This is a genomic window from Prevotella sp. LCP21S3_D2, assembly GCF_052118345.1.
Taxonomy (GTDB): domain Bacteria; phylum Bacteroidota; class Bacteroidia; order Bacteroidales; family Bacteroidaceae; genus Prevotella.
Genome location: NZ_JBQKHJ010000008.1, coordinates 82,920 through 101,595, shown reverse-complemented (window position 1 = coordinate 101,595; position 18,676 = coordinate 82,920). Strand labels below are relative to the sequence as shown.

The 18,676-nt window shown below is 45.6% G+C and carries 15 protein-coding genes; 10 read left to right on the top strand and 5 right to left on the bottom strand.

Annotated features, from left to right (window positions below; genetic code table 11):
- Positions 1-6 precede the first annotated feature (6 nt).
- The 6 genes from ACTQ16_RS07470 (at position 7) to ACTQ16_RS07445 (ending at position 9,187) form a co-directional block, all read left to right on the top strand.
- Positions 7-1,767, top strand: coding sequence for a RagB/SusD family nutrient uptake outer membrane protein (locus ACTQ16_RS07470; RefSeq protein ID WP_441936813.1), 1,761 nt, complete (start codon positions 7-9; stop codon positions 1,765-1,767).
- A 20-nt stretch (positions 1,768-1,787) separates the two neighbouring features.
- Entirely contained in the window at positions 1,788-3,161 is a 1,374-nt protein-coding gene (locus ACTQ16_RS07465) for a glycan-binding surface protein (protein WP_441936811.1), read from the top strand.
- Between the two features lie 19 nt (positions 3,162-3,180).
- Positions 3,181-5,190 (top strand): IPT/TIG domain-containing protein, encoded by a 2,010-nt coding sequence (locus ACTQ16_RS07460; protein WP_441936810.1) that lies wholly within the window; start codon positions 3,181-3,183, stop codon positions 5,188-5,190.
- Positions 5,191-5,303: 113 nt separating this feature from the next.
- Complete coding sequence (locus tag ACTQ16_RS07455) at positions 5,304-5,759, top strand: T9SS type A sorting domain-containing protein (protein ID WP_441936809.1); 456 nt, start codon at positions 5,304-5,306, stop codon at positions 5,757-5,759.
- Positions 5,756-8,113, top strand: coding sequence for a cellulase family glycosylhydrolase (locus ACTQ16_RS07450; protein ID WP_441936807.1), 2,358 nt, complete (start codon positions 5,756-5,758; stop codon positions 8,111-8,113). Before ACTQ16_RS07455 ends, ACTQ16_RS07450 begins: the two co-directional genes overlap by 4 nt.
- Positions 8,114-8,122: 9 nt before the next feature.
- Entirely contained in the window at positions 8,123-9,187 is a 1,065-nt protein-coding gene (locus tag ACTQ16_RS07445; RefSeq protein WP_441936804.1) for a hypothetical protein, read from the top strand.
- 246 nt (positions 9,188-9,433) lie between these two features.
- Here the strand turns inward: ACTQ16_RS07445 and ACTQ16_RS07440 are convergent, their stop codons facing one another.
- From ACTQ16_RS07440 to ACTQ16_RS07425, 4 genes are all read right to left on the bottom strand, one after another.
- On the bottom strand, positions 9,434-10,375 hold the full coding sequence (locus ACTQ16_RS07440; protein ID WP_441936803.1) for a hypothetical protein: 942 nt from the start codon (positions 10,373-10,375) through the stop codon (positions 9,434-9,436).
- A gap of 185 nt (positions 10,376-10,560) precedes the next feature.
- Positions 10,561-11,874 carry a glycoside hydrolase family 5 protein gene (locus ACTQ16_RS07435; RefSeq protein WP_441936801.1) on the bottom strand — a complete coding sequence of 438 codons (1,314 nt, stop codon included), beginning with the start codon at positions 11,872-11,874 and terminating at the stop codon, positions 10,561-10,563.
- 327 nt (positions 11,875-12,201) lie between these two features.
- The gene (locus ACTQ16_RS07430; RefSeq protein WP_294972014.1) at positions 12,202-12,339 is read right to left on the bottom strand and encodes a hypothetical protein; all 138 of its coding nucleotides are present in this window, start codon (positions 12,337-12,339) and stop codon (positions 12,202-12,204) included.
- Positions 12,340-12,343: 4 nt separating this feature from the next.
- Positions 12,344-13,297, bottom strand: coding sequence for an ATPase (locus ACTQ16_RS07425; protein ID WP_217760370.1), 954 nt, complete (start codon positions 13,295-13,297; stop codon positions 12,344-12,346).
- Between the two features lie 221 nt (positions 13,298-13,518).
- Between ACTQ16_RS07425 and kdsA the strand changes: the two genes are divergently transcribed.
- The 4 genes from kdsA (at position 13,519) to ACTQ16_RS07405 (ending at position 17,458) form a co-directional block, all read left to right on the top strand.
- A complete protein-coding gene (kdsA, locus tag ACTQ16_RS07420; protein ID WP_153125882.1) occupies positions 13,519-14,271 on the top strand; it encodes a 3-deoxy-8-phosphooctulonate synthase in 753 nt (250 codons plus the stop codon).
- Positions 14,272-14,494: 223 nt separating this feature from the next.
- The gene (locus tag ACTQ16_RS07415; RefSeq protein WP_441936800.1) at positions 14,495-15,475 is read left to right on the top strand and encodes a KpsF/GutQ family sugar-phosphate isomerase; all 981 of its coding nucleotides are present in this window, start codon (positions 14,495-14,497) and stop codon (positions 15,473-15,475) included.
- Positions 15,476-15,532: 57 nt separating this feature from the next.
- Positions 15,533-16,804, top strand: a complete 1,272-nt coding sequence (gene cls, locus ACTQ16_RS07410) for a cardiolipin synthase (RefSeq protein ID WP_441936798.1) — start codon at positions 15,533-15,535, stop codon at positions 16,802-16,804.
- A 21-nt stretch (positions 16,805-16,825) separates the two neighbouring features.
- The gene (locus ACTQ16_RS07405; RefSeq protein ID WP_294972027.1) at positions 16,826-17,458 is read left to right on the top strand and encodes a response regulator transcription factor; all 633 of its coding nucleotides are present in this window, start codon (positions 16,826-16,828) and stop codon (positions 17,456-17,458) included.
- 144 nt (positions 17,459-17,602) lie between these two features.
- Here ACTQ16_RS07405 and ACTQ16_RS07400 read toward each other — a convergent pair whose 3' ends face one another.
- A complete protein-coding gene (locus ACTQ16_RS07400) occupies positions 17,603-18,559 on the bottom strand; it encodes a LuxR C-terminal-related transcriptional regulator (protein ID WP_294972030.1) in 957 nt (318 codons plus the stop codon).
- Between the last annotated feature and the right edge of the window lie 117 nt (positions 18,560-18,676).

The window sequence follows — 18,676 nt, the reverse complement described above, 5'->3', positions numbered from 1 at the left end:
ACAGTTATGAAATTTAAGAATATTAAATATACAGCATTTGTAATGCTCCTCGGTATGGGAATGACCTCTTGCAGTGACTTCCTTGACAAGCCAGTGGAGGACAATTACAACACAGAGAACTTTTACAACGGTGATGCAGCCTGCATCTCTGGCGTAAACTATCTCTCCAACTCACCTTGGTATGATTTCCAGCGTGGTTTCATCAAGATTGGTGAGGTTATGTCGGGTAATATGTATTGGGGTTCAAGCCCTTACATGAACTTCAGTACCAATGGTACCGATGAGGACCTGGTAAACATGTCTTACTCTCTCTGGGCAGAGATTGGTCACTGCAGCACTGTTTACGAGTCATTGCAGAAGGCAATCAACACCACAGAGAAGGTGAAGAACCAGTGTATGGGCGAATGTCTTGCCTGGAAGGCGATGGCATACTTCTATCTGGTACGTACCTTCGGTGATGTGCCTATCATCCACAGCAACTCAGAGACGCTTGGCAAGGGTGACTACAACCAGTTGAGCAAGGTAGAAAAGGCTGATGTATATGAGTATATCATCATGACCCTGGAAAAGGCGATGGAGCTTCTTCCTAAGGAAAAGAGCACTTCGGGTCGCATCGACTACTACTGTGCAGAAGGTCTGCTCAGTAAGGTTTATCTGACCAAGGCTGGTGTTTCAGGCTCCTTGAATCGGGACGATTTGAAGAAGGCAGCCGAATATGCCAAGGATGTCATCGAGAACTCAGGCAGAGGACTGATGGAGCACTACGAGGACATCTTCCGTGGCTCTAACCAGTTCTGCGACGAAATTCTGATTGCATGGCGCTGGACAGTAGGTACTCAGTGGACTTCTCAGAACACCCTCCAGAGCGACTTGGCTCCAGAAGGTTTCGATGAGAATGGTGACTGCTGGGGCGGTTGGGGCGGTCCATCGGTTGATTTGATGGAAGCCTTCGGTGTATCTCCTAAGGATGATCCAGCAAGCCGTGTAGATCCAGACCACCGTCGTAAGGCAACCATCATGATGCCAGGCGATGTATATTCTTACTTCTGGAGAGACCACGATCTTCCTGCCAATGCACAGAAGGACGGTCTGAAGAAGGGATTCTCTTACCTGGATTTCTGGTATAACAAGGGTTACAATGCAGCTGCAACTGGTCAGTGCCAGGGTCCTTGCGGTGGTAGCAACGTGAAGAACCTCTATGGTGACAACTATGACCACAAGGAAGAACTGGGCATCACTCCAACCCGTATGTCTAATGCTCTCCCTACTCCACTCCTCCGTCTTTCAGACATCTATCTGATTTATGCAGAGGCACAGGTACAGATGGGTAACAATACCGATGCACTTGCCCTGGATTGCTTCAACAAGGTTCGTGGCCGTGCATACGAGTGGCAGGGATTCGTAAGAAAGACCTCTCTTACATTCGATGACATCTGGAAGGAGCGCCGCCTGGAGTTTGCAGGTGAGGGTGACCGCTGGTATGATTTCGTACGCCGTGCATACTATGATGTAGACAGCTGCATCAAGGAATTGAAGGCACAGCACCGCAATGCGATGTGGAACTGCGATGCAGTTTACAAGGCATACTACAACAGTGGTACATGGGACAACTCAGAAATGCAGTATGATGAGAATACCCCAGCACCTAATGTAACAGCCAGCAGCTTTACTTTGCCATTCCCTACAGAGGACGTAGCCCTGAACCCTAACCTGGGTAGCAATGCTACTCCAATCCATGTAGATGTACGTAACACATATAGTTATTAATCAATTAAGAGAATTTCATTATGAATATCAAGAATATAAATGGGGCTTTATTCGCCATGGCACTTGTTGCAGCCAGCGCAGGATTCACTTCTTGCGAGGACGAGCCAGACAAGTATGAAGTTGCAGGCGGAACTCCTACCATCGATTATGTTCGCCCTGTGGATGCTGCCAGCAAGGACTCACTGCTTACTGGTGCATCCCTCAACAATACCATCTGTATTGTGGGTAGAAACCTGAGAAGTGTGACCAAGATCAACTTCAACGACCAGTCAGCAGTCCTGAACACCAGTTACATGACGGACAACACCATCATCGTAACCGTGCCAAAGGCTATCCCTAACGAGGTAAGTGATAAGATCTACTTCATCACCAGCAAGCAGGACACCGTGGCATACGATTTCAAGACCATCGTGCCAGCTCCAACCATCCACAGCATGAGCAACGAGTGGGCAGCTCCAGGCGAGGAAGTAACTATCAAGGGAGACTACTTCCTGGATTACGACAACAGTCATCTGACTATCAAGGTGGGTGATAACTACACCATTCCTTACGAGGACCTGAAGATCACCCAGAACAGCATCCGCTTCAACATGCCAGAGGATATGCCTAAGCACGAGCCTATTACCATCACAACCATCAACGGTACTACCAAGGCTGGCTTCCGCTATATGGACAACCGCGGTATGCTCTTCGACTTCGATACTCCTTGGAAGGAAGGTGGAGAAGTGTTGGGCAACAATGGTTGGCACAATCGTACCATTACATCTGATGGCACATCACTTTCTGGCAACTACATGGTACTCGGTGAGACAGCCATGGGCGCAGACGGAGGCTGGAACGACGGTAACTTCTCGTTCGAGTACTGGCCAGGAAGCTGGCAGGACCCAGAGACCTACTCCAGCCGTCCACGTATGCAGGATCTTGCAGACTTCAGCGATTGGAAGAACATGAGCCTGAAGTTTGAGATGTGCATCCCTAAGGACAACGGTTGGTCGGCTGCACCTATGCAGATTTACTTTGGTAGCGTAAGCCAGGTTTCCAATGGTGGTGCAGGTGTACAGGATATCTATGGCAACGTATTGGCAGGAGCCAACAACACCTTCTTCCGCGAGCAGGGTAAGTTGGCACGTGCCCTCTACATGCCATGGCAGAATACAGACGACAAGACATATAACACCGAAGGTAAGTGGGTAACCGTAACCATTCCATTGGCAGACTTCGTCTATGACTACGATGGCAACAAGGGATTGAGCTATACAGGTGTGAACGACTTCAGTGCCTTCAACATCTTTGTTGTCAAGGGTGCATACAATGATGCCAGCGTATTGCCTACCGGTGTAGACTGTAACCCAATCATCAAGATTGACAACATCCGTGTGGTTCCAAACAAATAAACTTATAATCTGAATTGATATGAAAAAGATAAGCAAAATATTCGCCATGTTGGTGGTAGCCCTCGTAGGGCTATCGCTGACAGCGTGCAGCGACGGAGATGACCTCTCTACCGACCAGTATGGTAACGAGATTTCTCTCCAGTCATTCGGTCCATGCCCAGTGCTCCGTGGCGGTACCTTATATCTCTATGGTACCAATCTGGACCAGATTGAGTCTGTCAACCTTCCAGGTGCAGATCCTATCACCGCATACGAGACTCTCCAAAGCGGTTACAACAGCAAGATTTCCATCCAGGTTCCTGCCGAGAAATGCGAGCCGGGTCAGATTGTACTGAAGACCAAGAAGGGCGGCGAGATTACATCCGTATCTCCTATCACCTATCGTGAGGACATCGAAATCACCAAGTTCTTCGTAGGTAGCGAAGGTACTATGGTAGGTAATGTAGGCGATGTAGTAACCATCAAGGGTGATTACCTCAACCTGATGCACGGCGTTATCTTCGCAGGTAGCGATACCATCAAGGAGGCAGAGTTCGTAGGTCACGACCGCTATACCATCCAGGTGAAGATTCCGGCTGAGGCTCATACAGGTGTCATCACATTGACAGATACCATCAAGGATGGTACCTCTCTGGAGACCAAGGAAGAGTTGACCATCAATACTCCTGAGGCGACTCCTATCAAGGACCGCAACATCAAGGCTGGCGAAATTCTCAGCATCAAGGGGACTTCATTCGACCAGATTGTCAGCGTGAAGTTTGAGGGCGCTACTGTAAATGCTGCCGACTTCAAGTCACAGAGCGTAGCAGAGATTACTGTTGCTGTTCCAGCCAAGGCTACAGACGGTACCTTCTATGTAGTAACCAAGAGCGGTATCGAGGTTCCTGTAGGCAACATCATCACCGTGGTTCCTACCCAGCTCGTTGCAACACCTAACCCAGTGAAGAATGGTGCCGAACTCACCATCACCGGTAAGGATATGGATCTGATTACAGGCATTGCATTCCCTAATGCAGCAGCATCTCAGCTCAACAAGGTAGAGACAACCAAGGTAACTGCCACTGTTCCTGAGGATGCACAGGAAGGCGATATCACATTGAGTCTCGCCAACGGCAAGACTGTAACAGTAGCCTATACTTTGGTGAAGCCAACCGTAGCTTCTTGCACACCAGCAGCTATCACAGCTGGCGATAAGACCATCATCAAGGGTACAAATCTCGACCTCGTAGCAAGCATCACCTTCCCTGGCGATGTAGAGCAGACCGTTGAGAAATTTGCAGCTCAGAATGCCAATGCCATAGCAGTAACAGTTCCTGCAGCATGCGCCGGTACAGGCTTCAAGCTCAACCTGAAGAATGGTACAACCATAGAGGTGAAGGATGCATTGAGCATCAAGGCAGCTACCGATCCAGCTATCGCTTCTATCACTCCTGGAGAAGCTACAGCAGGTTCAACCATCACCATCACTGGCAAGAACTTCCAGAACATCCAGAACCTCTATATCGGTTCTTACAAGGTAAACCGCTATACCTCTCGTACCAATACTGAGATTGTATGCCAGGTTCCTGCCAATGCAGAAGTTGGTACCTACAAGATCGTGATGGAAGACCCAGACGGCAACAAGATTGAAGGTCCAGAGTTCAAGGTGGTTCCTGCAGAAAAGGATATCGCTACTATCACAACCAACATGGACAACAGCGCCATCAAGTATCCATACAACTTCACTTGGGATGACACCGGTCGTTTCCGTATCATGAAGGCAGACCTCATCAAGTTGGGTGTCAAGGTAGGTTCCAAGATGCTCTTCTATAAAGAAGCAGGAGCTACCGGTCAGGTTCAGATCAACAACGCCAACTGGGGCGGTATTGATACTGTAGCCGACTGGAATGGTGATCAGAGCTGCATTGTAAAGGTATTCGATGCAGCCATGATGGAAGCTGTGAACAGCATCTCTGACGGTTGGAGTGATACTGCATTCATCCTCCAGGGCGACCTGAAGAATGTAACCAAGATTGCTGTCCTTCCATAAGATAGAAATATTTAACATAAAAAACGCATTTATGTGAAATATAATTTGTAAATTTGTGGCGTAGTTAATTAACTGCGCCACATTTTTGATTTTAACCAAAACATTAACCCGATATGAAGAAAATAGCATTATCCTTACTGGTAGCTCTGAGCTGCATCTCAGCCAAAGCTGCCGATGGCAAGTCGCTGTTTGTTTCATTCAACGATGGAAGCAGGATAGAGTTTGCACTGAGCACTCTACCGGAAGTGACCTTCGGAAATGACAAGATGACCGTGACTTCAACTGCCACTACTGCCAGTTACGAACTGTGGAAGGTTTCTACCTTCACCTATGGAACAACCACCGGTATCAAACAAGTAGAAACGAACAACAAGTTTGCCTTCGAAGGTGACCGCATCATCGTAGACGGCACCCGCAACCAGGTGAGTGCCTTTGCTCTCGACGGAAAGGCAGTAAATCTCTCTCCGGTCATCGCAGGCGACAAGACCATCATTTCTCTTGATGGTTTAACCCACGGTGTATACATCATCAAAATAAACAACAAATCCATTAAAATAGCAAGACAATGAAAAAGATATTACTCTCACTTCTGGCAGTAATGATTTCATTCACTGCCTTGGCACAAACTGATGGTGACAAGATTACTATCAACAATTCGGAAGGAAAGCAAGCTGAATGGAATCTGACAGGCGAAAGCAATACCATCAGCAGCATGAAGCATAATGCCAACAACCAACTGGAAATTTATCTGAAAGGCCTGGAAGACTTCGGTGCTTTCGAAACCTACGACATCAACAAGATTAACAATGTTGTCTTCTCTATCTATCACGAAAGCGAAGTGAAAGATGTAAATCTCGCTGACCCCGCTGCTACAGAAAAGACCAAGCGTCTCTACAAATATCTGCAGCTGAATTATGGCAGCAAGACCATCTCTTCGGTCATCGCCAACGTCAACTGGAACACCCAGGAAGCAGACAAGATCTATAAGGCAACAGGCAAATATCCTGCCATGAACTGCTATGACTTCATCCATATCTATGTTCCTAAGCAGGGTTCCAACGGATGGATCAACTATAACGACATCACTCCTGTCACCAACTGGGCAGATCAGGGCGGACTGGTATCGCTGATGTGGCACTTCAACGTGCCTAAGACTGAAAGCACAGTTCCGGGAACAGATGGCAGTGGCGTGACCTGCACCCCATCCGAAACCACCTTCAAGGCTGCCAACGCATTGACGGCAGGCACTTGGGAGAACAAATGGTTCTATCAGGAAATGGATAAGGTGGTAGAAGTCTTACAGAAGTTGCAGGATGCAGGCGTTGTTGCCATTTGGCGTCCTTTCCATGAGGCAGCCGGCAATGCCTGTCTGAAATCAGGAGCCAGCTGGGGCAAGTCCTGGTTCTGGTGGGGATATGATGGTGCTGAAACCTACAAGAAACTTTGGCAGACCATGTTCGACTACTTCCAGAGCAAGGGAATCCACAACCTGATTTGGACTTGGACCACACAGAATTACAATGGCGATGCCAATACCTATGACAATGATGCCGACTGGTATCCAGGCAATAAGTATGTAGATATCATCGGTCGAGATCTCTATGGTTATGATGCTGCCAAGCAGGCTCAGGAGTTCAAGGAGATTCAGGCACGCTATCCTGGCAAGCTCGTAGCCCTGGCAGAATGTGGTACTGATGCCAACAGCAACACAGCTACCGCCGGCATCGATGAGGCATGGAACGCCGATGCAAAATGGAGCTTCTTCATGCCTTGGTATGGAAGCAGCATGCCATCCAACGACTGGTGGAAGGCAGCATTGAGCAGCAAGAACGTGATTACCCGTGACCAGGTAAACCTGAATGCCAACTACGTAGAGGAAAGCGCAGTAGATGCTGTGAAGAACATGGGCATCGGTACCAATTTCGGCAACTGCACAGATGTGGTTGCCATGTGGATGAACATGAACAGCAACTCGGTTACTGATTTCGAGAAAGCTTGGGGACAGGTTCCTACCACCAAACCGATGGTAGATTTTCTGAAGAAGAACGGTTTTAATTCTGTCCGCATCCCAGTTACCTGGTTCCAGCACATGAAGGAAGACGGAACCGTGGATGAAGCCTGGATGAACAGAATACAGGAAATCGTAGATTACGTCATTGATAACGGAATGTACTGCATCCTGAATGTTCACCATGATACAGGTGCAGACGATGAGGATGTGAAGCACTGGATCAAGGCTGATGAAGCCAACTATAACGAGAACAAGGAGAAGTTTGAATATCTCTGGACTCAGATTGCCACCCGTTTCAAGAACTACGACCAGCACCTGATGTTCGAAGGTTACAACGAGATGCTTGATGCCGACAACACCTGGAATGCACCAAAGAGCGCAAGCAGCTATAAGGGTTTGAACGGATATGCCCAGAGTTTCGTGAATGCAGTACGTGCTACCGGTGGCAACAACGAGACCCGCAACCTCATCATCAATACCTATGCTGCAGCTAATGGTGACGACGTATTGAACAACCTCGCCATCCCTACCGACAAGGTGGATGGCCATATCGCAGTAGAAGTTCACACCTACTCACCTTGGGACTGGTTTGCCAAAGGCAAGTGGGATGCTTCCTGCAGCAAGGAAATCGCTGATATGTTCACCCGTCTGAACAGAAAGTTCATCAGCAAGGGCATTCCTTGCATCATCGGTGAATACGGTACTCATGGAAGCAAGAGCGTCAGCAAGAACAGTTCTGCCAGCGAGATTCAGGCTGCTGCCGACCAGGCTGCTGACATCGTGAAGCAGGCAAAGGCTTACGGAGTAGCCACCTTCTACTGGATGAGCATCTTCGACGGAACAGACAGAAGTGTGCCACAGTGGACCTTGCCTACCGTGGTAGAAGCCATGAAGAAGGCTTATAACGAATAAAAAAAGAAGATGAGAATCAAATATTTATTATTGATTTTTGCAGCACTCATGGCTCTCTCATCCTGCGGTGAAAAGAAAAAGAAATCGTATGATGAGATTGCCATGAGCGGTCTTACTACCCGCACAGAGAATCTGAAAACCAACCTCAAGGCTTTCGCCAACAAGGGAACCCTCATCGGACAGATGTACGGCACCCTAAGCGGAATGGGTTGGAACAGATGGGAATGCGATAGCGACCGCTGCGACATGAAGGCACTCTGCGGTTACCGACCAGCAGCCAACGGTTATGAACTGGGCGGCATCGAAAGCGGAAAGCAGCATAATGCAGACGGAGTTCCATTCAAGGCAATCCGGGAAGATGTGCTCAATCACTTCCGCAAGGGAGGCTTGCTCATCATGAACTGGACGATGCCAAACTACAACGGAGATGAAGACAAACTGGAAGAATACACCCAGCAAGTGGCAAAATATCTTGATACCTTGAAAGATGGTTACGGCATCAAGGCTCCGGTGATTCTCAATCTCCTTCCGATAGACGGCAAAGCATGGTACTGTCAGTTGAGTGCGGAAGATTACAGTAAGCTTTATCAGAAGATACAGGACTGCTTATCAGATGAGGAAGTAACGAATGTGGTTTACGGTTATTCGGAGACCTACCAGCCAGGCAAGAAACTGATGGAACGTTATCCAGACCACAATATTGATGTCATCAACATCACTTATCTCCAGTCTAAGGATGCCATTAATCTCCCCCTATATCAGAAGAGTATCAAGGACATCGTGGCTCAGGCTTTGCCTTTTGCACAAGAGCACAACAATGCGTTTGGTATGACAACGGGCATCGAATCCATCGGTGATTCCAGCCTCTTCGCTGTTATACTCCTGCCGGAACTTAAACAGCATCATATCGCTTACCTGATGTTCGGCAGAAACGCAGGAGAACCTATCAATGAGCATTACTACACTCCTTATCCTGGAGTTTCCAATAGTAAGACCCATGGTTTCATGGAGTTGGTAAACGATGAAGTGAGTGTGTTCCGGGAAAAGCTGAACGGCTTGTATCTGGAACATTAAGACGTAAAACAACTGAAAAACAAACGCAGGCAAAGTGGATTTGCCTGCGTTTATTTTTTCCTCACGATGGGTCTGAAAATGCGTCCCGACGCAGCAGTTACTACGTCGAGGACGTAGGTTTTCCTACATCGGGACGTAAGAAGCGCTACGTCGGGACGCAATTAAAAGGGCCAGATTGCCTCACGCAACCTAGCCCCTTGTACTTAAACCAATTATAAAACTAAGAGTAAATAAAAACACTCCCTATTACTGAACAAACTTGTTTCCATTCTTAATAACAACGCCCTTATAAGAAGCGTCAACCTGCTGACCAGCAAGATTATATATCTTTGTAGACTTAGCAGGAGTAAGGATCGTAACGTTGGAAATGCCGGTAGAAGGATCCTTCTCAAGAAGAATATAGACACCCACTAACTTACACTGGTTATAGATATTGAAGGTGACACCTGCCTTGTGATACTGACCATCTACATAAGAATCAGTACCGTTCTTGGCAGCCTTCTTGAAATCACCTACTGTTACCATCACATCAAATGCCTTACCATCACCTGCACTGATACTGTATGTTGGAGTCCAATTGTCAGAATTAGCAAATCCACCAATTCCCCAACCTTTGCGAGACTCATAAGGATCAGTCTGATTTTCGAAGCTAAGCTTAATCTTTGTATCATCAGCATACTTGTCAAACTCTGTAGCCAAAATAGTATGACCTTCTACCAAAGTCAATTCTACCTCAGACTGCTCTACTGCATTCTGGAAATAAGCACTCTTAAAAGTTACAGACTTAGGAGCGCCATCAGCACACTGCAAATAAATCTGACGGACAACATTCTTATAATCTGCATTCAGAGGAACGGTAACCTGACCATCACTACCCTGAGCTGTTGAACAAATTTCCTTACCAGCTTCATCCTTAGCATCATATTCTACTACTACCTGAACGGTTACTTTATCAGGATTCTCAATTTCCAGAACGAAATCATCATAAGCAGAGCAATCCTTAGAACCCAACCACCAACCAGGACGATAGCTCCAGTTCTCAAAGAATGTGATGGTCTTTGTTGCAGCATCATACCACACATTATCACCATCCTTCACATTGTTGCTAGGTTCTCCAATTTCAAGAGTAGCAGCATTAGCACACATAGCGAACAATACGCCGAATACTAAAGTAAAAAACTTTTTCATAAGCTTAAAAATTAAATAGGTTTATAATATTATTGTTAATTGTTATCTGATGCAAAGATAGGACATTTCCGGCAAAAAGCATGATACTATCATTGCAGATGCTGATACTTTTTTACCAATGTTTCATCAGGTAAGTTTTTAGTTGCTTTCCCCCTGCCAATCCGAGGCTCTGAGAGCCCCGGATATCATGGTTTAGGATAGATTTTGTGATAGGTTTCCATACCTATCTCAGCTCCATCCATTACACCTTTAAATATATAAGAATCGGAAACTACTTCCTTGGCACGGTTGAAGAGCGTCATGTGAGGAAGAGGCTGCACGTTGATGTCCCAAACGTAGGGAATGAGACCAGCCTTCAGCATCTCGGCAGTAACGGAACTGTACCATGCCATCATACTTTCATCATGCAGTTTCTGATTACCCCCATAGAGAGAAGCATCCTTGCGGTTGGCACCATATTCACCGATGACAACAGGATAACCCTTGTCCACGAACTTCTTCTTCATCTTCATCACCAGGTTGGTAATATGCTGATAGGCATCCACATTCTTATTGTTATACGAGATGGTGTTGACGGTGCGTCCCTGATCGTCAGCAGGCGCATGTCCCTTCCAGTAGAGTGCCACCTTGCCCCAATCGGCATCCTTGTCCATCAGGGTGAAGATATATGGATCATAGAAATGTACCTCTGCCATCAACCGGTTCTTTGCCGAATCCTTGAGACGGGCAATATCATAGGTATCCTTCTCAGCCAGATCTATCTCCGTCTTCGGACTCTGCATGATGAGTACACGTTTGGCATTCTTGCCACCGGTAGAACGAACGGCATCCAGGAACACCTGCTCATATTCCAGGAGTCTGTCGGCAAACTCCTTGCTGTCGGGAGCCAGCATTTCTCCCTTTGCCTGCGGACTTGCTCCACCTACTCCAGGTTCATTCAATGCCGCAAAGAGTAGGCGCTGATCATAGTCCTTAAACTGTTTGGCAATATTGACCCACAATTTGCGATACATCTCCTTATGTTCTGAAACATTCGTCTGATTGGTAAAAGCATCATGCTCCATCCAACCACCATCCCAATGTTCGTTGATGATGACACAGAGTCCGGCATTGAGACCGTAATTCACAATCTCCTTGATACGAAGCATCCAAGCAGGGTCTATCGTCATCTTCTCCTTGTCTACAATATGACCAGCCACCCAAGAGGTGGGAATGCGAAGGCTGTTAAATCCCTGCTTCTTCAAGCTCTGGATATAACTTTCAGTTGTCTTGTCATTCTGCCATGAAGTCTCCGACTTCAAGCCGGCGTTGTTGGTAAAGATATCATTCCAATCGCAAGCTTCCATCGTATTACCAAGGTTGACGCCTGGCGCCATATAATGCGCCAACTGGGCTGCAGTAAGTCCCATCTTCGTCATACGTCTATCAGCAGGTGCCACTTGTGCACTAGCCCATGCAAACTGGGCAGCTGCCGCCAAAATCATAACTATCTTTCTCATGTTAATTATATAAATTGTTATAGTTCTATGTAGTTATGGTGCAAAGATAAAGAAAAAACGGCTACACCTATGTAGTAATTTGTTAAACAGATACGTACAGAATGATACAAGGGCATATTTTTGTCTTTTTTGGAAAAGAAATTGGTACACAAAAAGGGCGTACACCAGAAAATAACACTCTGGCATGCGCCGTAACACTTATGCTAAATCCAAAAACTTCACATAACTTTCTTTATTTAACAGGCCAAGCGGCTACCTTCACAGCCTCCTGAATACCCTCCAACATATTGGCATTGCTGACTGATGCACTGGCACGGTTGAAGATGGTCATACTTGGGAATCTACCCAGTCGGTATCAAGCAAATCGCCATTGGTATCATAGATACTCTTGTACTTACTCCAGTCGTAGGCGTTCTTACCCGAGTTGATGGCAGCACCCGTCACCAGCTTTTTCTTCACAGCCATTCTTTTACCCTTTCCGAAGAGAATGAAAGGCAATCAGCCCCTTCATTGGGGCTCTTAATATGAGAGCAATCTTCAGGTGATGTTCATCTTCCATCACGTTTCTGAGAGGCGATTCGAAATAGTGGGCAATGCTTCCCACAAACCCTACTTCCTGATTTTCGCCCAAAGAAGCATCCCAAGCTTTCACTCCCGACGTCAATCTGCTGATGTCCTCAACGCTGGCCTTCACATAATCAATATAAGGAACTAGATTGTTACGGTAAAACAAGTCAAAGCTACTTAATATCATCCGGTAGAGCGCCATGGCTTCGTTCAGCTCATCGCTACCGTTTTCATGTTTCTCTCCCTCGGCTATCTGCTGGGAAATGAAAGGACAGATAGAAGCCAGAAAGCGATTGGCTAAAGGCTCTTTATATACCTTATTAATAATAGTAGGGTAATCAAGTCCTGACCATGCCAGATATTTCTCCTTGAGAGAAGCAGGAAGTGTTCCCTTGAAGATACCATTCAGAAACAGCTTACCCAATACAGCTCCACTACCCTCATCCCCCAGGATGTAACCCAGCGGCGGAGTATTCATAACGATGTTCTTTCCATCATAAAGACAACTGTTGGCACCTGTACCCAAGATACAGGCAATACCCGGTTTATCACCAAACAGAGCACGAGCAGCACCCAACATATCACCTTCCACTTCTACCCTAGCTTCCGGGAAAGACTGCTGCAACAAGGACTGCATACGAGGTTTCATCGCCTCAGTTACACCACTGCCATAAAAGAACACTTCCTGAGGCTGCTCGTTCAACACTAGTTTATCACAGAGAATCTGCAATATATCAGCATCACTCTGATGAATCGGATTGATGCCTTGAGTATTACAAGTCATCAACACATCCCCCTGGTCACTTATCAATGCCCAATCGGTCTTGGTACTACCACTATCTGCTATCAGTTTCATCTTCGACTATTCTATTAATCAATACTATTTCTTCCTTAGAACATTCATCCAAGTAACGTCTAAGACACTGCAAATTTACAGAATTTCATTGAAATATCATCATAATAAATTGAAAAAGATACGCCCCAAAAGATAATATCTCAAAAAAGGTTCATGAATCTTTGCTTTTCTCTTCTTTTTTTAATAACTTTGCAGTCAATAACAATAAAACATGTATAATTATGGCAACATTCATAGCAGGACCATGCGTCATCGAGTCGATGGAACTACTGGACACAGTAGCTCAGGAACTCGTTCGCATCAACCAGAAGTTAGGAACCGATATTATATTCAAAGCATCATTTGACAAGGCAAACCGAACCAGCATCCACTCTTTCCGTGGTCCTGGTATGGAAAAGGGTCTACAGATGCTCAGCGATATCAAGTCAAAGTATGGACTTCGCATCACCACAGATATTCATGAAAGTTATCAGGCTGAGGCTGTAGGCAAAGTATGCGATATTCTCCAGATACCAGCCTTCCTCTGCCGACAGACCGATCTTTTGGTTTCAGCTGCTAAAACGGGTAAGATTGTCAACATCAAGAAGGCACAGTTCCTGAGCGGAAGAGATATGAAATATCCTGTAGAAAAAGCCTTGGACAGCGGTGCCAAGGAAGTATGGCTCACCGAGCGCGGCAACTGCTTCGGCTACAACAATCTCGTGGTTGATTTCCGTAATATCCCTGATATGAAGGAGATTGTTCCTAATGTCATCATGGACTGCACTCACAGTGTGCAGCGACCAAGCGCTGGCGATGGCAAAACCGTGGGCGACCGCAAGTTCGTACCAGCCATGGCCATGGCAGCAAAGGCATTCGGCGCAACCGGTTACTTCTTTGAGGTACACCCAGACCCTGATCAGGGAAAAAGTGACGCTGCCAATATGCTGGAATTAGACAAGCTGGAGGCTCTCATAGCTGATTTGCTCGCTTAACAAAGTATATTAATTAACTTGTCTAAGTATATTAGTTTACTTGTCTAAGTATATTAGTTTACTTGTCTAAGTATATTAATTAACTTGTCCAAGTATATTAGTTTACTTGTCTAAGTATATTAGTTTACTTGTCTAAGTATATTAATTAACTTGTCTAAGTATATTAGTTTGCTTGTCTAATATATTAGTTCCATTCAATAAAGAACATTTATTTTAGAAAATAATGAATCACAAGATAAACGATATTGACTACATGACAGTCCGCTCGTATGGAGAGCAAGCCCTTCGTGACGAAGCTCAAGCCATACTCGATCAAATTTCCTATATGGATAGTAATTTTGAGAAGGCAGTAGATATGATGTATCATTGCGAAGGAAAGATTATCGTAACCGGTGTAGGCAAAAGTGGACACATAGGTGCCAAGATTGCAGCTACTCTGGCATCAACAGGTACACCTGCTTTCTATATCAATCCTCTGGATGTATATCACGGTGATTTAGGCGTAATGACAGATAAAGACGTAGTTCTGGCACTGAGCAACAGTGGCCAGACCGATGAGTTGCTTCGCTTCATTCCAATGGTACTCCACATGAATGTGCCTATTATTTCGATTACGGGAAATCCCAATTCCCTGTTGGCGAAATATTCCAATCACCATATCACAGTAAAGGTAAAGAAGGAAGCTTGTCCGCTGAACCTTGCTCCAACCAGCAGTACCACTGCGGCTTTGGCGATGGGAGATGCCTTGGCAATAGCACTGATGCAGGTACGCCACTTCAAGCCGCGCGACTTTGCACAGTTCCATCCTGGTGGCGAATTAGGTAAGCGCCTCCTGACTACCGCAGAAGATGTGATGCGCAGCGACGATATGCCAATCATCCCTAAGGAGATGCACCTGGGCGAGGCTATCATCCACGTCAGCAAGGGCAAACTGGGATTGGGAATCTCGCTTGATGAAGACAATCGTGTCATCGGATTGATTACTGATGGCGATATCCGCCGTGCCATGGAGAAATGGCAGGCTGAGTTCTTCAACAAGACGGTGAACGACATCATGACCACCACTCCTAAGATGGTGACTCCGAAGACCAAGATTTCGGAAATTCAGCGCATTATGCATAAGTACAAGGTACATACAGTACTCGTAGTAGATAAGGATAATCATTTGAAAGGCATCGTTGATCACTATGCCTGCATGGTGTGATTTTAATTAATAATTTATAATTAATAATTTATAGCAAATAGATTATTAGGAGTTGACATGAGACTCAGAGAGATAATAACAACGATAACACTGATGCTTGTCTGTTCGCTGTGCAGCGCACAGACAAGCGATTCATTGATAGTTAATCAGCTTCGTGGGAAAGGTGTGAGTTTTTCTCACGATAATTCTGTTACGCTCCTGATGAGCGGACAGGAGAAATTTGATGATATGTTTCAGGCAATCCGTCAAGCCAAACACAGCATTCATCTGGAATACTTCAACTTCCGCAACGACAGCATCGCCTCCCTACTCTTCGACCTCCTGGCTGAGAAGGCAAAGGAGGGTGTAAAGGTAAGAGCCTTGTATGACGGATTCGGAAACTCATCCAACAACAAGCCATTGCGCAAACGGCATCTCAAGAGAATACGTGCCAATGGCATTGAAATATATGAATACAAGCCGGTTAAGTTTCCATGGGTACATGCCATCTTCAACCGTGATCACCGTAAAATCGTGGTCATTGATGGACAGATTGCATATACAGGAGGTATGAACGTTGCCGACTATTATATCAATGGGACAGAAGTAGTAGGCGAATGGCATGACATGCACTGCCGCATTGATGGTAGCGAGGTGAATACCCTGCAAAAGATATTCCTCAAGATGTGGAACAAGGTTAGCGGTCAGCATATTGACGGCGAAGAGTATTACCGCAAGGAGAAAAAAGATTATCTGGCAGAGAATCTCAAACCCGACACCACTGCTACCGCCTATCATAAAACGGTAGGCATCATTAACCGTGAGCCCCATATCACCAAGGATATCATCCGTTATTTCTATGTGAACGCCATCAACGACGCACAGGACAGCATCAAGCTCATCAGTCCTTACTTCACCCTAAGCCACAAACTGAAGAAAGCACTGAAGAATGCAGTAAAAAGAGGCGTAAAGGTAGAAATCATGCTCTCTACCAAGAGCGATATTCCATTGACTCCAGATTGCGGTTTCTATAATGCCCATAAGCTGATGAAGGCTGGTTGCCATGTATGGATGTACACACCAGGCTTCCATCATACCAAGATTATCATGGTAGATGGAAAGTTCTGTACGGTGGGCAGCGCCAATCTCAATGCCAGAAGCCTTAGATGGGATTACGAAGAGAATGCTGTAATTGTAGACCCTTACACTACAGACCAGCTGGTAAAGCTCTTCGATGGAGAGAAGAAAGACAGTTTCCTGCTCAACGAAAAGAACTGGAGAGAATGGCGCACGGGGTGGCAGAGATTCAAGGGATGGTTTGCAGCCACCTTCCTGACCCCTTTCCTATAAATATATAAAAAAGAAGATATAATGAATGAAGAAATGATGAAAGCAATGGCAGGGAAATCAATGCCCGAACTAGCCATTGTAGATAATAATACGCTGGCAGCATTGGGACTGAAAAGTCTGCTGGAAAGCGCTATTCCGATGGTAAGAATCAAAACCTTCGGTACATTCGGTGAATTTGAATCGAGTGTACCCGAGCGATTCATGCACTATTTTGTAGCAATGCCTATCGTATTGGCGCATCGCTACTTCTTCATTGACGAAAAGCATCGCCATCATACCATCGTACTGACTCCCAGTTTCGATCCCAACTCGCAACTGCAAGGTTTCCACTGTATCTGTACCAACGTACCAGAAACGCAACTGATCAAGGAACTGATGAGTCTGCAACATTCAGGTCACCCCCATGGTGAACATATTCCGATGATGGGCGACTCATCTCCAAAAGAAAAAGTGTTGACTGATAGAGAAATCGAAGTTCTGTCCCTGATAGCACAAGGCAAAATCAACAAAGAAATTGCCGATCAACTATGTATCGGACTCACTACCGTGATTACTCATCGCAAGAATATCCAGGAAAAATTAGGAATTAAAAACGTTTCTTCACTCACTATCTATGCCGTGATGCATGGATATGTGGACATCAACAAAATCTAAACGAGCAAAATTATCCTCTTAAATGGTGACGACAAGATTTCACATACCTAAATATAATGATAGTGCCTTCCTCACAGCTTGTGGGGAAGGCACTATCATTTTATAAAAAATAACATTTCAATGATGACTGTTCCTAAGGAAAAACTAGAGTTTCACAGTAGAAATGTCAACCAGATTGTTCACGATGGCATAAATTGTCAAGCCTGCAGGAGAATGAATCTGAAGCTTTCGGGCGATATTTCTGCGGTGAGTGATTACCGTGTTGATAGATATAAAAAGATGATCCGCAATCTCCTTATTGGTCATACCCTGAACCAAGGCTACAATCACATCTTTCTCACGATCGCTCAACTGTTCATCGCTCATCGGTGTCTGGTTAATCATGTTCGAAATCTTTGCACTCACATCATTCTGCTTCAATTTAAGTTCAGCATTTCTCACGGCAGGAATAAAGATTTCTTCCTCCACCTCAGAGTGATGCTTCAACCATACCTCATTGTTATATATATCATAGAGGGTAGCACTCAGCTGGTTGTTATGCAGTCCATCCGAAGGCAGATACTTGATGATGATGCTCTTCAACTCCTTCAACTTTAAGTCCACCTGAGCATGATGCTTCGAGAAGGTCTCTATATCGAAGTTCGCACTGGCATTACCATCGATAAGTGTCTGAACATAAGGAAATACCATCTTTTCCTCATACTTCATGTGATTGGTGATGCTATGGGCATAATCATCATAAAGCTTGAGGATAAGGCGTGCCAGATTATCCTTTTCATCCAGCGCTTCAACCAGTTCCTTACGGATCAACGGCAACTGGAAATCTATGTAATAGGCATGCGATGCTTTGAGATAATGCAAGAGGGTCGGCAGCGACAGGCGGTCGGCATTGTCATACTCCTTGTAACCATTAATCGTCAGGTTTACCACGGACAGGAAAGTATAGGTATCCACCTTCTGCTCGTCGCAAACTTCACGCACAGTCTTGTCGCCAAAGCCCAGGTTGATGCCGAAGCTACCGAGGCTCTGCAAGATATTGTAATTGTCTCTAATGATGCTGATCATCTTGTCGTCAGCTTCATACATCTTCTGATTTTTCATCTTCTTTTATCCTTAAATGAAAACATCCTTGTATCAAGAACATTCATAATGTTTCTATTTCGGCTGCAAATATACTAAAAAGTTTTGAAACTCGCAATACCTAGAAATGGGGATGCC